The sequence below is a fragment of the Streptomyces katrae genome (assembly GCF_000966975.1).
Classification (GTDB): Bacteria; Actinomycetota; Actinomycetes; order Streptomycetales; family Streptomycetaceae; genus Streptomyces; species Streptomyces katrae.
In genome coordinates this window covers 1-14,397 of record NZ_JZWV01000620.1, presented here as the reverse complement: position 1 = coordinate 14,397, position 14,397 = coordinate 1, and the positions used below count along the sequence as shown (strand labels likewise).

Sequence of the window (14,397 nt, the reverse complement as noted above, 5' to 3'; positions counted from 1 at the left end):
CACCTCCCAGCGGTAGCCGGGGGAGAAACGGAGAAAGGGTGGGGCGGGGAACGGAAAACGCCGGTGCGGCCGGGCTCGTTCCCCCCGAGCCCGGACGCACCGGCGTTCTGTTCCCCGGGCGGCAGCCGACCCGCTCCGCGGCCCCGTGTCCGCGGCGCGGCCCGGCGGGCCTGCCCTTGTCCCCAGCCCCCAGTCTGCGGTTTCCGCAGGTGGGAGCCCATCCGTACGGGTACTCATCTGTGCACCTAGGTACGGATACTCAGTTCTACGCCGCCGACGGCGGCCACGGCACCGCCGACCGGGGGTCACCGGCTCCCGCTCACCCGCCCCCGCAGCAGCAGCGACAGCGCCGAGTGCACGTCGTCCAGCGACCGCTCGCTCTGGAAGGCCTGCCAGTCCAGCGCGGCCACCAGCACCATCCCGACGAGCGCCGCCGCCGTCAGCGGTACGTCGATCTCGGCGCTGAGCTCACCCCGCTCGACCCCCTCCCGCAGCACCGACTCCACCACCGCCACGGCCTGCCCCCGGACCACCATCAGGGTGCCCTGCCAGGCCCGGTTGGTGCGCCAGAGCTCGGCGACGTACAGCTGGGTGAAGGCCGGGTAGCGGTGGATGAAGACCAGGCCCGCCCGGATCATCGCGTCGAGGGCCTCGATACGGCTGCCGCCGCGCGCCTCCGTCTCGTCCGCGGCCTCCCGCAGCGAGGCGGTCAGCAGGCCGACCCCGTGCCGCAGGAGTTCCTCGAAGAGCTCGGTCTTGCTCGCGAAGTTGTAGTAGACGGTGCCCTTGGCCACGCCCGCCCGCTCGGCGATCTCGTCGACCGTGGTCGCGGAGAAGCCCTGCTCCGCGATGAGCGTGACGGCCGCCTCGTACAGCTTCTGTCGCGTGGCCTGCCGCCGGGCCCCGCCGGCGGTGGTGCTGCTGCTTTCCATGGCGCTGATTCTCACAGGTCAACAGCCCCTTACAGGCTCAGTTCCGGGTGCAGCCGGTCCATCGTCCACACCTGCTTGCCGCGGGCGGCGAGGGCGGTGAGGGCCAGGGCCCCGGCCGTGAAGGCGAGCAGGACCAGGCCGCCCTGCCACACCGGGGTGAGGTCCCCGCCGGTGATGAGGCGGCGCAGGCTCGCGACGATGTACGACATCGGCAGGTACGGGTGGATGGCGTTGAAGAAGCCGGGGCTGGTCTGCACGGGGTAGGTGCCGCCCGCCGAGGTCAGCTGGAGCATCAGGACGGCGAGGACCAGGATGCGTCCGGCGGCGCCGAACTTGGCATTGAGCCACTGGATGATCGCCGCGAAGCAGGCGGTGACCAGGACCAGGAAGCCGATGGTCAGGGCCGGGTGGGCCATCTGCAGGCCGAGGCCCCAGTGCAGTACGGACATCAACGCGCCCACCTGCGCGGCGCCGAGGCCGACCACGGGCAGCCAGCCCGCGAAGGCGATCCGCCAGGACGAGGCGCCGGCGGCCAGGGCCCGCTTGTTCATGGGGGCGATCAGCATGTACGCGACCATCGCGCCGACCCAGAGGGAGAGCGGGATGAAGTAGGGGGCGAAGCCGGTGCCGTAGTTGGGCGCCTTGTGCAGGGGGTCGCTGGCGAGCTGGACCGGGTCGGCCATGACCTGGGTGCGGGCGTCGCGCTGGCGCTGGTCGTAGTCCGGGATCTTGCCGGCGCCGTCGTGGAGGCCGCCGGCGAGTTCGCCGGTGCCGTCGACCAGCTTGACCATGCCGCCGCCCAGCTGCTCGGCGCCGTCGCCGAGCTTGCCGACGCCCTCGCCGAGCTTGCCGGAGCCGCCGGCGGCGGTGCCGATGCCGGCGTGGAGCTTGACCATGCCGTCGGCGACCTGGTGGGCGCCGTCGTTGAGGGCGTTGGCCTTGGCCAAGGCGGCGTTGAGGTCACCGGCGAGGCCGGGGGCCTTGTCGGCGAGTTCGCGGGCCTTGTTCTCCAGGTCGGTCAGCTGGCCCTGGAGCTTGGTGAGGTCGCCCTTGGAGTTGCCGAGGACGGTGTTGACGTCACCGCTGAGCAGGGCGGCCTGGGCCGCGTCGTCCCTGGCGGTCTTCGCGTCGGCGCAGAAGGCCGGGGCCGGCTGGGCGGAGGCGGAGCAGTACTTCGTGTAGAAGCTGTCGGTGCGGTCGGCCACCTTCCTGGTGAGGGCGGCCGCGGCGGGGGCCTTCTCGGCGAACTTGGCGAGGTGCAGGTTGACGACGTGGGCGGTGTCGCCGACCAGCTTGGCGGTGTCCGCGAGGTTCTTGGGGTCCTTGACGAACGGGCGGGCCTTGTCGGCGGCGCCGTTGGCCAGGTCGGCGACCTTCTGGGTGCCCTCGGCGACCTGCCGGGAGCCGGTCTCCAGCTTGCCCGCGGCCTCGTTCAGCTTGTTCAGGCCGCCCGTGAGCTCGCCGGACTTCTCCTTGGCCGTGTCGAGGCCGTCGGCGAGGTCCTTGGCACCCTGCTGGGCCTTGCCCGCGCCGTCCTTGAGCTTGTCGGCTCCGTCGGCGGCCTCGGCGGTCTTGTCGTGCAGGTCGGAGAAGGAGACGAAGATCTTGTCGAGGAACTTGCGGGAGGCCTTGGTGGAGGCGGCCGAGCGGACCTCGGAGAAGACGGTGCGGGAGATCGAGCCGACGATGTAGTTGTTGGCGTCGTTCGTGCGGACCTGGAGGGCCCCGGTGGTGGGGTCGGCGCCGCTGCTGGAGGCGATCTTCTCGCTGAAGTCGGCGGGCATGGTGAGGGAGAGGAAGTACTTCCCGTCCTCCAGGCCCTTGGCGGCCTCGTCGGCGCTGACCACGCGCCAGTCGAAGGTCTTGCGCTCGCGCAGGTTCCGGGTGATGTCACCGCCGACGTCGAGGTGCTCGCCGCCCACGGTGGCGCCCTTGTCGGCGTTGACGATGGCCACGGGCACCTGGTCGAGGCGCTTGTACGGGTCCCAGAACGACCACAGGTACAGGGCCCCGTAGAGGAGGGGCAGCAGGAGCAGCGCGACGAGGGCGGCCCGGGGCAGCTTCCCCCGCCCGAACCGCTTCAGCTCAAGCGCGGCCAGTTTCGGCGAGCGCATCGTCCGCCCCCTTCGTGTCTTCGTCTTCGTCTTCGTGTTCGTGTTCGTGTTCGTGTTCGTCGTCGTCCACGGCGTCGCTGCCGGTGCCGGCAGCCGCGGGAGCGGCGTCCTTCTTGGTGAGGGACGGGGCCGCGGGTGCCGCCTGGGCTTCCGTTTCCTCCGGGCGGGAGGTGCCCCAGGTGACCTTGGGGGTCTCGGACAGGGGGGCCGCGGCCGGCTCGGCGGCGGGCTCCGCCGGGGCCTGCGGGCCGGTGCGGACCACCGTGACGTCCGCCGGGGCCTCGCTGCACACCGCGAGGACGGTGGTGCCTCGGGCGGCGACCGAGCGGAGCAGGTCCCAGGCCTCGGTGCGTTCGGTGTCCGAGAGCTTGAGGTCGAGGTCGTCGAGGGCCAGCAGCCGGGGGCCGCCCAGCAGGGCGATGGCCACGGACAGCCGGATGGCCTCCAGCCGTTCCAGGTCCCGCACGGAGGTGCGCATCCCCTTGGGCAGGGTGGCGGGGTCGAGTCCGACGGCGGCCAGGGCCTGTTCGATCCGGACCCGGGCCGGGGCCGGGGCGTGGGCGCCGCGCGGGCGCAGCAGGGCGCGCACGGGGGCGTCGTAGCGCCGCTGGAGCATGGCGCCCTCGCGCAGCTGCTCGGCGACGGTGAGGGCCTGGTCGAGGTCGTTGACCCCGGGGACCGGGCCGAGGGCGGTGATCCGGCGGACGGCGGCCATCTTCTTCGGGAGGCGGTGGCGGCCGACCTCGGCGTGGCCCGCGGTGGGTTTCATCCGCCCCGTGAGGGCGAGGAGCAGGCAGGTACGGCCACTGCCGGAGGGGCCTTCGACCGCGAGGAGCGAGCCGGGTGCGGCGTCGATCGCGATGTCCTGGAAGACCCAGCCGCGCGGGCCCTTGAGTCCGAAGCCCTCGGCCTTGACGACGGCTCCGTGCGGGCTGTCCATCCCCGCCCCCTCCTTTTGAACTGACCAGTCAGTTCAAAAACTAGCAGGTTCGGGACCAAGGTCGGCACAGGAGGGGGACTTTGGGCACAAAAGCGCAGGTCAGGACGATTGTCAGTGGGGGGCGCCACGATGGGTCCAGCAACGGGGCCACGCTCCGTCCGGCACCACCGAGCACCACCCGCTGAGCACCACGCAACGACAGGAGGTTCGTCATGGCCACACCGTCCCCGTCCCCTGTCCACCCCGTCCCGCGCAGGTCGGCCGCGCCCCCGGCCGCCCTGGACCTGCTCGCCAAGGCCCGCAGCGGCCTGGCCGAGGCGGCCCTGCTGCCCCGGCCCAACGAGCGGTACGCCACCGCCCACCTCGCCGCCCTGCGCGCCGCCGCGGCGGTGCTCGCCGCCCGTGCCCGGCCCGAGCCGGTCAACCCCAGGCGGCGGCCCCGGATCCGCAGCGCTTGGGAGGTGCTCCCGGAGATCGCGCCGGAGCTGACCGAGTGGAGCGCCCTGTTCGCCTCGGGCGCCGCCCGCCGGGCCCGGGCCGAGGCGGGGATACCGGACGCGGCCACCGGCCGGGACGCGGACGACCTCGTACGGGAGGCCGGGATGTTCCTGCGCCTGGTGGAGCGGATGCTCGCACTGCGGCCCGTGGCGCAGCCGCTGCCCCAGCCGCGTCCGGAGCGCCCGGAGCGTCCGGACGCGGGATGAGCTGCGCGGTCGGCCGAGGCAATAGGGTGGGGGACGCACGCACCCCGCCCCACCGCCGCCCGAGGAGCCATCAGCCGTGTCGGACACTTCCCGCCCCCGCGCCTCCCTCCGCACCGCCGTGGTGTGGGAGGTCCTCAAGGAGGCCCTCGACCGCCGGGTGAAGGCGACCGGGCGGGATGTGCTGGACGTCCTCGACACCGGCGGCGGCACCGGCAAGTTCGCCGTGCCCGTCGCCCGGCTGGGCCACCGGGTGACCGTGGTCGACCCCAGCCCGAACGCGCTGTTCGGGCTGGAGCGCCGGGTCGCCGAAGAGGGCGTCGCCGACCTGGTGCGCGGGGTCCAGGGCGACGCCCAGGGCCTGCTGGACGTCGTCGAGCGCGACGCGTACGACGTGGTGCTCTGCCACGGTGTACTGGAGTACGTGGACGACCCGGCCGAGGGCGTGGCCAACGCCGTCGCCGCGCTGCGCCCCGGCGGCGTCCTCAGCCTGCTCGGCGCCGGCCTGGGCGGGGCCGTCCTCGCCCGGGCGCTGGCCGGGCACTTCACCGAGGCCCGTACCGCGCTCACCGACCCGGCCGGGCGCTGGGGCGCCGGCGACCCGGTGCCGCGCCGCTTCACCGCCGAGCAGCTCGCGGAGCTGGTCGGCGCGGCCGGCCTGGAGGTCGGCTCCGTGCACGGGGTGCGGGTCTTCGCCGACCTGGTGCCCGGTGTGCTGGTGGACACCGAGCCGGGTGCGGTGGAGGCGCTGCTGCGCCTGGAGGAGGCCGCCGCCGAGCTGCCCGCCTTCCACGCGGTGGCCACCCAGCTGCACGTGCTGGGCGAGAAGCCGGCCTGATCCACGGGCCCGGCCCAACGGGCCCGATCCACGGACCTGCGCGGTTGACCTGAGCGAGACCCCTCCGTTCCCGCGCCGTGACCCGTATGATCGGAACACCGCTCGGCATGGCGGACCTCTCATTGGGGAATAAACGCCTCAGTGACCGCGCTGGTGACGGTACGTTTCGCACACTGGTTGTCCACGCAGTGGTTTCTCGCTCAGCGATTTGCAGAATGTGGCGTAGAGGGCGGGTATCACGGGGGCGATTCCCCGCCTATCCTGAAGGGGACCCCTGGTCGCTACCCCCCGCGACCGACGGATGAGGAGGACTCCCGTGCCGCTCTCGGAGCACGAGCAGCGAATGCTCGAGCAGATGGAGCGAGCGCTGTACGCCGAAGACCCCAAGTTCGCGACAGCGCTTGAGGGCAGTGGACTGCGCACGTACACCCGGCGACGGGTTTACCAGGCAGTCGCAGGCATTGTGGTGGGTATCGCGCTCCTCATGACAGGTGTGATCTGGCAGGAAGTGCTCTGGATCAGCGTGGTGGGATTCCTCGTCATGCTGGCCTGTACGGTCCTCGTGGTCACCGGTTGGCGCAAGGCACCCAAGCCCGGCGAACAGCCCGTCTCCGGAAGTGCAGGCGGTTCGGCCCGCGGGCAGAACCGGCAGCGTCGGTCGATGATGAACCGTATCGAGGACCGGTGGCAGCGCCGCCGGGACGAACAGGGACATTAGCCCCCGTACCCCATTCCGTCCGGTGAGGGACGGCCGCGCGATCGCGGCCGTCCCTCACCGTTTTCCCCGTCCCTGCGGCATGATGCCCGTGTGAGTGTGCTCCCCCTGGTCTTCACCAGCGGCTGGGCCAGCGGGATCAACGCCTACGCCGTGGTCCTCCTGCTCGGCATCTTCGGCGCGACCGGCCTGACCGACGAGGTCCCGGCCTCCCTCCAGCGCACCGACGTGCTCGTCGTGGCGGGCGTGCTGTTCCTGTGCGAGGCCGTCGCGGACAAGATCCCGTACGTGGACTCCGTCTGGGACTCCGTCCACACGGTGATCCGCCCGGCCACGGGGGCCGTGGTCGGCGCCCTCCTGGCCGGACAGAGCGGTTCGCTGCCCGACATCGCCGCCGGCGCCCTTGGCGGCTCCACCGCGCTGGCCAGCCATCTCGTCAAGGCCGGCACCCGGATGGCCGTCAACACCAGCCCGGAGCCCTTCAGCAACATCCTGCTGAGCTTCGCCGAGGACCTCGGCGTGGCCGGCCTCGTCGTCTTCGCCGTGTTCCACCCGACGGCCGCCGCGGTCATCGCCGCCGTCCTGCTCGCCGCGGGTCTCGCCATAGTCGTCTTCCTCTGGAGCCGGATCCGCCGCTTCCGGCGACGGCGGGCCCAGCGCCGCGAGGAGAAGCGGACGGCAGCGGTCCAGGGCGCGCCGCCGTACTGACCCGCTGACCTCGCTCGATCGGCCGAGCGCTCGCTCGATAGGCTCAGCGCCATGGCAAGAATTGCGGTGATCGGCGCCGGCATGGGCGCGATGGCGACGGCGGCCCGGCTGGCCGTGGCGGGCCACCAGGTGACGGTCTACGAGCGCGGCTCCACCTACGGCGGCGCCCTCGGCCGGTACGAGCGCGACGGCTTCGCCTTCGACACCGGGCCCGGCCTGCTGCACCTGCCCGCCGTCTACCGCGACCTGTTCGTGAAGACCGGCAAGCGGCCGCTGGAGGACCTGGTCGAGATGGTCCAGGTGGACCCGGCCGTCCGGCACGTCCTCGACCACGCCACCGTCACCCTCCCCGGCACCTCCCGGGGCGGGGTCGCCGCAGCCCTCGACGAGACCTTCGGCGCGGGCGCGGGCGAGCGCTGGAACGACCTGCTGGGCCGTGCCCGTGACGCCTGGGACGCCATTCGTCGCCCCCTGCTGGAGGAGCCGCTGCGCCCCGACTGGCAGGTGCTGGGCCGCGACCCCTATCCGGCACTGCGCGGCAGCGGCCTGCTGCGCCGCCGCCAGCCGACCCTGGCCGAGGTGGCCCGGCGCGAACTCGGCGGCGGGCTCGGGGAGCTGCTGCGCGGGCGGGTCCTCGCGTACGGGCTCGACCCCGACTCGGCGCCCGCCGCCGCGGCGGCCCTGCCCTACATGGAGCAGACCTTCGGCACCTGGTACGTCCGCGGCGGCATGCGCGAGCTGGCCACCGCCGTGTACGAGCGCTGCCTGGAGCGGAAGGTGGAGTTCGTCTTCGGCGCCCCCGTACGGGCGGTGCTGAGCCGGGACGGCCGGGCGGCCGGGGTGCGGCTGGAGGACGGCACCGAGGCGGCCGCCGACTCCGTCGTCTGCGGGATCGACCCGAGGCAGCTCCCGGCCGGCTCCGTGTCCTGGCCGCGCGGCAGCGTGCAGGCCCGGGGCGGTTCGGTGCCCGGCCGGCTGACCCTGCTGCTCGCCCTGCGCGGCGGCCGCCCAGCGGACGCCGTCCACCGCACGCTGGTGCACTCCCCCGGCTCCGCCGCCGTCCAGCTCGTCACGGTGCTGCGCCCGGACGACCCGTCCACCCGGCCCGACGCGGACCACGAGGCGGTCACCGTCAGCGCCGTGTGCGGCCCCGCCGGCGGGGCGGCGGTCCCGGACCCGGAGAAGCTGCTGGACCTCGCCGCACGGGCCGTCCCCGACCTGCGCAAGCGGCTGCTGTGGCAGGAGGTGCGCACCCCGGGGCACGTGGAGGCGGCCACGGGCGCCCTCGGCGGCTCGGTGCCGGCCCCGGCCCTGCCGGGCGACGGGGGGCGCCTGCTGTACCCGGCCAACGCGACGGGGCTGCCCGGGCTGTACCTCGCGGGCGGCTGGGCGCACCCCGGCGGCGGGCTCGCGCACGCGGGCATGACCGGGGCCCTGGTGGCTGGCCTGATCGTCGAGGGGGCGGACTTCCGCGGCTCCCAGTGAGCCGTCGGCGCCGGGGGCGGAGGCGAAAGGGGAGGGCCCGGCTCGTACGAGCCGGGCCCTCCCCTCGTTCACCTCAGTAGCGGTACTGCCCGTACTCGCCGTTGCCCTGGTACGGGTACCCCTGCTGCGGCTGCTGCTGCGGGTCCTGCTCCGGGTAGGGCTGCGGGGCCGCGTCGGTGGCGCGCTGCTGCGGGACCCAGACCCCGCCGGGCGGGGTGTCCATGGAGTACTGCTGCTGCGCGGGGTCGTACTGCGGGTAGTCGTACGGCTGGCCCGGGGAGACCGCCCCGCCGGTGCCGATGTACGGGTCGGAGTAGGCGGCGTAGACCTGCTGGCCGCCCGCCGGGTACCCGCCGGTGTAGTCGTAGCCGCCCTGGCCCTGTCCGGGGTCGTAGTAGGCGGCGTGCTGTCCGCCGTCCTGCCCGTCCGCGGCGAAGGGGGAGGCGAAGGCGGCGGTGGCGTCCGGCTGCTGGGGGGCGAAGCTCTGTATCCCGTACGAGCCGGTCTCCTCGGGCACCGGCTGCGGGGTGAAGACGTCGCGGTCGTCGCGGTCGTCGTCCTCGGCGCCGGCCGCGCGGGGTGCGGCCGGGTCCTGGGAGCCGTACTCCAGCCCGGTCACCTCCAGCGCGGGCTCCGGGCGCGGCGCGCCGCGCCCGGAGCGGCGGCGTCTGCTCTGTGCCTCCTGGCGTGCGGGCTCGCCGCCCTTGCCCTTGCGCAGGGCCCAGCCGGCGACGAAGCCCTTGCGGAAGGAGAGCGTCACCAGGGTCTGGCCGACGGCGAAGGCCGTGGCCCCGACGGCGATGACGAGCACCGACGGCAGTATGACCCCGGCGACGACGCCGAGGAACCCGGCGAAGGCGAGCAGGCGCCAGCGCAGCCGGGCCTTGTACTGCATCAGGACCTCGGCAAGCAGCCACAACGCGACGAAAGCGAACGCGATGTAGAGGACCGTCATTCCCATGCAAGGCCCCTCTCGGTACGGCCGTACCGCGCGGGAGACGGGAGACGGCCGATCAGGCCCGCTGGTGCAGGCCCAGGTTCTCGTAGATTTCGAGAGTCGCCGTGGAATTGTTGAGCGTGATGAAGTGCAGTCCCGGAACACCTTCGGACAGCAGCCTCGCGCAGAACTCCGTGGCGAACTCGATGCCAATGGAGCGTACAGCGACCGGATCGTCCTTGACGGCGAGCATGCGGTCTTTCACGGCGTCAGGGAAGACGGCGTCGCTCAGCTGAGGCAGCCGGTCGAGCTGCTTGATGCCCACAACAGGCATGACTTCGGGGATGATCGGGGTCTCGCAGCCCGCCTTCTGGACCCTGTCCCGCAGCTGCAGATAGTGCTCGGGATCGAAGAACATCTGGGTGATGGCGTAGTCCGCACCAGCGCGGCACTTGTCCACGAAGTGCCGGATGTCCGTATCCCAGTCCTCGGATCGGGGGTGCATCTCGGGGAAGGCCGCGACGCCGACGCAGAAGTCGCCGGACTCCTTGAGCAGGCGCACGAGGTCGGCCGCGTAGTCCACGCCCTCGGGGTGCTTGACCCAGGGGCCCATGGGGTTGCCCGGCGGGTCCCCGCGGAGCGCGAGCATGTTGCGGATGCCGGCGTCAGCGAACTGACCGATCACGTGGCGCAGCTCGGCGATGGAGTGGTCCACGGCGGTGAGGTGCGCGACGGGGGTCAGGGTGGTGTCGGCGGCGATCTGCTGGGTGGCGCGCACGGTGCCGCCCCGGGTGGAGCCGCCGGCCCCGTACGTGACGGAGACGAAGCTCGGGGAGACCGCCTCGATCCGGCGGAGCGCGTTCCAGAGGTTGCGCTCACCCTTCTCGGTCCGGGGGGCCCAGAACTCGAAGGAATACGAGGCTCCGGACGCGAGGAGGTCGCGGACCGTGTGTGCACGGTCCGACCAGGTGGAAGCGGTACCAAGGGCCATACGGGCAGGTTAGACGCGGCCCGGCGGACACCGAAGCGCTGTCCATCCATTGGACAGATTTTTGGACACCCGGGCGCCGGCCCGAGCGCCGCACGAGGGCTGCTCCGGTGCGGCACGAGGGCTGCGGCCCGGGACCGGCGGCGGGGACCCCTGGCGGCCGGCCCCGCCGGGATCCGTTACGCGAGGCGGGCGCGGACGCGCTTGGCCAGGTCTGCGGCGGCGGCGCCGGGGTCGACGGCCTCGGTGATGGCGCGGACGACCACCACGCGGGTGGCCCCGGCGTCGAGGACCTCGTCCAGGTTGCCGGCGTCGATGCCGCCGATGGCGAACCAGGGACGGTCCTGGGGCAGGGAGGCCGCGTAGCGGACGAGGTCCAGGCCGGGGGCGTGGCGGCCGGGCTTGGTGGGGGTGGGCCAGCAGGGGCCGGTGCAGAAGTAGTCCACGCCCGGTTCGGCGACGGCGGCGTCGACCTCGGACTCGGCGTGGCAGGAGCGCCCGATCAGGACCTCCCGGCCCAGGATGGCGCGGGCGGCGGGGACGGGGATGTCGCCCTGGCCGAGGTGCAGGACGTCGGAGCCGATGGCGTGCGCGACGTCGGCGCGGTCGTTGACGGCGAGGAGCTTGCCGTGGCGGCGGGCGGCCTCGGCGAAGACCTGGAGGTGTTCGAGTTCCTCGCCGGCCTCCATGCCCTTGTCGCGGAGCTGGACGATGTCGACGCCGCCGGCCAGGACGGCGTCCAGGAACTCGGGGAGGTCGCCCTGCCGCTTGCGTGCGTCCGTGCACAGGTAGAGCCGGGCGTCGGACAGCTGCTGCATGGGAGTACCCCCCTGGTGGCGTGGAGTGCGGGCGGGCCGAGGTTACCCGGCCCGCCGCATCCGTGGTTCAGCCGGTCGATCCGTGGATCAGCCGGTCAGAGGGCGAGCGCCTGGGCGCGCCGCTTCACCTCCGTGCCGCGGTTCTCCCGCAGTGCCTGCACGGGGGTGCCGGGCAGGGAGGGGTCCTCGGTGAAGAGCCACTCCAGCATCTCCTCGTCGGAGAAGCGGTCGTCGCGCAGGACGGTCAGCAGGCCGACGAGCCCCTTGACGACCTTGTCCCCGTCGATGAACTGGGCCGGAACCTGCAGGGCACGGTTCTCACCCCGGCGTACGGCGATCAGCTGCCCTTCCTTGACCATCTGGCGGACCCGGGTCACCTCGACGTCGAGCATCTCCGCGATGTCGGGGAGGTACAGCCAGGAGGGGACAAGGGCATCGATCTTTGCGTCAATCTCGGTCACGGACACAAGCCTGCCACCTCGGCGGGGCGGCCGGTACCCGGCCCCGTCCGTCCGGGTCGGTCCTCGATGGCGGGGATGCGTCCGGGCCGGGGCCCGCGTCCGGGTACGGGCCCCTGCCGGAGGGCGTCCGCCAGGCGGTGGCCGACCTCAGGCGGTGGCCGGCCTCAGGCGGTGGCCGACTTCAGCGGGACGGCCGGGTCGGCGACCTTGGCCGGATCCACGGGGGTGCCCGCCTCGATCAGCCTGCGCCCCTGGGCCAGGTCCCGGGGGCGGCCGACGGCCAGGACGGCGACCAGGGCGCCGTCGCGCAGCCAGCACACCGACCAGGTGTCGCCGTCCGGGTCCCCGCGCCACAGCAGGGTGTCGGCGCCGCCGTGGTGGCCCGCGTACTGCACGAAGCGGCCGAACTGCTCGGACCAGAAGTACGGCACGGGGTCGTAGGCCTGGACGGCCTCGCCGGCGACGATGTTCGCCGCGACCGCGCGGGGGCCCTGGAGGGCGTTGTCCCAGTGGTGGACCAGCAGCCGGGTCCCGTAGCGGGCCGACGGGAAGGAGGAGCAGTCGCCGACGGCGTACACCCCGGGCAGGGAGGTGCGCAGGTGGGCGTCGGCGGTGACGGAGCCGTCGGGGCCCCGCTCGACGCCGCTGCCGGCGAGCCAGTCGGTGGCGGGGCGGGCGCCGATGCCGACGACGACGGCCCCGGCGGGCAGCTCGCGGCCGTCCGCGAGGAGCACCCGGCCCTCCTCGATCCCGGCCACCTTGGCGCCGGTCAGCAGGGTGGCCCCGGCTCCGGCGTACCAGCGGGCCATGGGGGCGGCGACCTCGGCGGGCAGGGCCCCGGCCAGGACCCGGNGGACCCGGTCGGCGGCCTCGACGACGGTGACGGCGCAGCCGGCCTCGCGGGCGGCGGTGGCGAACTCGGCGCCGATCCAGCCGGCCCCGACCACGACGACCTCGGGGGCGGCCGCCAGCACGGGGCGCAGCCGGGCGGCGTCGTCGAGGGTGCGCAGCAGGTGGACGCCGGGGACGCCCTCGGTGCCGGGCAGCGTCAGCGGGGCCGCCCCGCTGGCCAGGACGAGGACCTCGTACGGGACCGGGCCGGCCTCGGTGTCCAGCTCGCGGTCGGCGGCGCGCAGGCCGGTCACCTCGATGCCCAGGCGCAGGGTGATGCGCAGGCCCTCGAAGTCGACGTCGAAGGCCGAGTCCTCGGCCTTGCCGAGCAGCACCGCCTTGGACAGCGGGGGGCGGTCGTAGGGCTGGTGGGGTTCGGCGCCCAGCAAGGTCACGGGGCCCGTCCAGCCCTGTTCCCGCAGGGCCACCGCGGTCTGCACCCCGGCCATTCCGGCGCCGACGATCACGACACCGGGCTTCGTCTGTTCCGTCTGCTCACTCACACGGTCAGCCTAGCCACCTGACGCACCGTCAGGAAAGCCGGGTCGGGGTGGCGGAGGGAGGCAGCCTTACCCGGCACCGGCCCCGGGGTTACGCTGGCCACCGTACCTATCGCGGGAGTCCGGGCGCACCGGGCTGAGAGGGAGGCTGGCCGGCCTCCGACCGTACGAACCTGATCCGGGTCATGCCGGCGAAGGGAGGGGCTGGACGCCCATGCACGCATCCGACAAGGGATCCGACCACCGGTCCGGACAGCGGTCCGACCACCGGGGCCACGACGTGCTCGTCATCGGTGGCGGGATCATCGGCCTGGTCACCGCCTGGCGGGCGGCCCGCAGCGGGCTGCGCACCGCGCTCGCCGACCCCGACCCCGGGGGCGGCGCCGCCCGGGTCGCCGCCGGGATGCTCGCCGCCGTCACCGAACTGCACTACGGCGAGGAGACCCTGCTGGGGCTCAACCTCGCCTCCGCCGCCCGCTACCCGGAGTTCGCCGCCGAGCTCACCGAGGCCAGCGGCGGCATGGACCTCGGCTACCGCGCCTGCGGCACCCTCGCCGTCGCCCTCGACGCCGACGACCGCCTCCACCTGCGGGAACTGCACGCCCTCCAGCGGCGCTGCGGCCTGGAGTCCGAGTGGCTGACCGGCCGCGAGTGCCGCCGCCTGGAACCCATGCTGGCCCCCGGCGTGCGCGGCGGACTGCGCGTCGACGGGGACCACCAGGTGGACCCGCGCCGCCTCGCGGCCGCGCTGCTCACCGCCTGCGAGCGGGCCGGGGTGCGCATCCACCGGGCGAGCGCCCGCCGGCTGCTCGTCACCGCCGACCGGGCCCGCGGGGCGCTCCTCGACGACGGCACAGAGCTGCTCGCCGACCAGGTGGTCCTGGCCGCGGGCTCGCTCAGCGGCCGGCTGGAGGGCGTGCCCGAGCAGGTGCTGCCGCCCGTCCGGCCCGTCAAGGGGCAGGTGCTGCGGCTGGCCGTGCCGCCCGCCTACGCGCCGTTCCTGTCCCGCACGGTACGGGCCGTGGTGCGCGGCAGCCACGTCTACCTGGTGCCGCGTGAGAACGGCGAGCTCGTCGTCGGCGCCACCAGCGAAGAGCTCGGCTGGGACACCACCGTCACCGCCGGCGGGGTCTACGAGCTGCTGCGCGACGCCCACGAGCTGGTCCCCGGCATCACCGAGCTCCCCCTGGTCGAAACCCGGGCCGGGCTGCGCCCCTGCTCCCCCGACAACGCGCCCCTGCTCGGCCCGACCGGCCTGCCCGGACTGCACCTGTCCACCGGCCACTACCGCAACGGGGTGCTGCTGACCCCGCTCACCGGCGACGTGATGGCGGAACTGCTGACCACCGGCGCCGTGCCGGAGATCGCC

General features: G+C 73.7%; 14 protein-coding genes and 1 riboswitch. Of the genes, 6 read left to right on the top strand and 8 right to left on the bottom strand.

All coding sequences use genetic code 11. From position 1 onward, the window contains the following. Window positions 1–305: 305 nt before the first annotated feature. Genes VR44_RS22190 through VR44_RS22180 form a run of 3 tightly spaced genes read right to left on the bottom strand, consistent with a single transcriptional unit; the run spans window position 306 to window position 3,986 of the window. Window positions 306–932, bottom strand: coding sequence for a TetR/AcrR family transcriptional regulator (locus VR44_RS22190; RefSeq protein WP_042812209.1), 627 nt, complete (start codon window positions 930–932; stop codon window positions 306–308). A 29-nt stretch (window positions 933–961) separates the two neighbouring features. Further along, window positions 962–3,046: a YhgE/Pip family protein gene (locus VR44_RS22185; RefSeq protein WP_045949325.1), complete on the bottom strand. Its 2,085-nt coding sequence runs from the start codon at window positions 3,044–3,046 to the stop codon at window positions 962–964. After that, on the bottom strand, window positions 3,018–3,986 hold the full coding sequence (locus tag VR44_RS22180; protein WP_045949324.1) for an ATP-binding cassette domain-containing protein: 969 nt from the start codon (window positions 3,984–3,986) through the stop codon (window positions 3,018–3,020). Before VR44_RS22180 ends, VR44_RS22185 begins: the two co-directional genes overlap by 29 nt. 212 nt (window positions 3,987–4,198) lie before the next feature. Here VR44_RS22180 and VR44_RS22175 point away from each other — a divergent pair, with 212 nt between their 5' ends. The 5 genes from VR44_RS22175 (at window position 4,199) to VR44_RS22155 (ending at window position 8,433) form a co-directional block, all read left to right on the top strand. Next, window positions 4,199–4,690, top strand: a complete 492-nt coding sequence (locus tag VR44_RS22175) for an SAV_6107 family HEPN domain-containing protein (RefSeq protein ID WP_045949323.1) — start codon at window positions 4,199–4,201, stop codon at window positions 4,688–4,690. Between the two features lie 76 nt (window positions 4,691–4,766). Further along, a complete protein-coding gene (locus VR44_RS22170; RefSeq protein WP_045949322.1) occupies window positions 4,767–5,525 on the top strand; it encodes a class I SAM-dependent methyltransferase in 759 nt (252 codons plus the stop codon). A 316-nt stretch (window positions 5,526–5,841) separates the two neighbouring features. Then, entirely contained in the window at window positions 5,842–6,243 is a 402-nt protein-coding gene (locus VR44_RS22165; RefSeq protein WP_045949321.1) for a DUF3040 domain-containing protein, read from the top strand. Between the two features lie 90 nt (window positions 6,244–6,333). Further along, the gene (locus VR44_RS22160) at window positions 6,334–6,948 is read left to right on the top strand and encodes a DUF4126 domain-containing protein (RefSeq protein WP_045949320.1); all 615 of its coding nucleotides are present in this window, start codon (window positions 6,334–6,336) and stop codon (window positions 6,946–6,948) included. A 51-nt stretch (window positions 6,949–6,999) separates the two neighbouring features. Then, window positions 7,000–8,433 (top strand): phytoene desaturase family protein, encoded by a 1,434-nt coding sequence (locus VR44_RS22155; protein WP_094191829.1) that lies wholly within the window; start codon window positions 7,000–7,002, stop codon window positions 8,431–8,433. A 73-nt stretch (window positions 8,434–8,506) separates the two neighbouring features. Here VR44_RS22155 and VR44_RS22150 read toward each other — a convergent pair whose 3' ends face one another. From VR44_RS22150 to VR44_RS22130, 5 genes are all read right to left on the bottom strand, one after another. After that, window positions 8,507–9,394: a hypothetical protein gene (locus tag VR44_RS22150; protein WP_045949318.1), complete on the bottom strand. Its 888-nt coding sequence runs from the start codon at window positions 9,392–9,394 to the stop codon at window positions 8,507–8,509. Window positions 9,395–9,446: 52 nt separating this feature from the next. Further along, window positions 9,447–10,361, bottom strand: coding sequence for a methylenetetrahydrofolate reductase [NAD(P)H] (metF, locus tag VR44_RS22145; RefSeq protein ID WP_045949317.1), 915 nt, complete (start codon window positions 10,359–10,361; stop codon window positions 9,447–9,449). A gap of 176 nt (window positions 10,362–10,537) precedes the next feature. Continuing rightward, window positions 10,538–11,176: a thiamine phosphate synthase gene (gene thiE / locus VR44_RS22140; RefSeq protein WP_045949316.1), complete on the bottom strand. Its 639-nt coding sequence runs from the start codon at window positions 11,174–11,176 to the stop codon at window positions 10,538–10,540. Window positions 11,177–11,271: 95 nt separating this feature from the next. Further along, entirely contained in the window at window positions 11,272–11,637 is a 366-nt protein-coding gene (locus VR44_RS22135; RefSeq protein ID WP_045949327.1) for an Rv2175c family DNA-binding protein, read from the bottom strand. 164 nt (window positions 11,638–11,801) lie between these two features. Continuing rightward, complete coding sequence (locus VR44_RS22130) at window positions 11,802–13,031, bottom strand: NAD(P)/FAD-dependent oxidoreductase (RefSeq protein ID WP_045949315.1); 1,230 nt, start codon at window positions 13,029–13,031, stop codon at window positions 11,802–11,804. A 101-nt stretch (window positions 13,032–13,132) separates the two neighbouring features. Next, a riboswitch (TPP riboswitch) is annotated at window positions 13,133–13,245 on the top strand. On the opposite strand from VR44_RS22130, the gene thiO reads away from it, so the two are divergent. Beyond that, on the top strand, window positions 13,243–14,397 hold a 1,155-nt coding region (thiO, locus tag VR44_RS22125), incomplete at its 3' end, for a glycine oxidase ThiO (RefSeq protein ID WP_052713761.1). It overlaps the preceding riboswitch by 3 nt.

What these genes read in the sequence shown, in the direction of transcription:
- VR44_RS22155 (WP_094191829.1), top strand. Translation starts at nt 7,000, where the DNA reads ATGGCAAGAATTGCGGTGATCGGCGCCGGCATGGGCGCGATGGCGACG.
- VR44_RS22190 (WP_042812209.1), bottom strand. Translation starts at nt 932, where the DNA reads ATGGAAAGCAGCAGCACCACCGCCGGCGGGGCCCGGCGGCAGGCCACG.
- thiE (WP_045949316.1), bottom strand. Translation starts at nt 11,176, where the DNA reads ATGCAGCAGCTGTCCGACGCCCGGCTCTACCTGTGCACGGACGCACGC.
- VR44_RS22180 (WP_045949324.1), bottom strand. Translation starts at nt 3,986, where the DNA reads ATGGACAGCCCGCACGGAGCCGTCGTCAAGGCCGAGGGCTTCGGACTC.
- VR44_RS22185 (WP_045949325.1), bottom strand. Translation starts at nt 3,046, where the DNA reads ATGCGCTCGCCGAAACTGGCCGCGCTTGAGCTGAAGCGGTTCGGGCGG.
- VR44_RS22150 (WP_045949318.1), bottom strand. Translation starts at nt 9,394, where the DNA reads ATGGGAATGACGGTCCTCTACATCGCGTTCGCTTTCGTCGCGTTGTGG.
- metF (WP_045949317.1), bottom strand. Translation starts at nt 10,361, where the DNA reads ATGGCCCTTGGTACCGCTTCCACCTGGTCGGACCGTGCACACACGGTC.
- VR44_RS22175 (WP_045949323.1), top strand. Translation starts at nt 4,199, where the DNA reads ATGGCCACACCGTCCCCGTCCCCTGTCCACCCCGTCCCGCGCAGGTCG.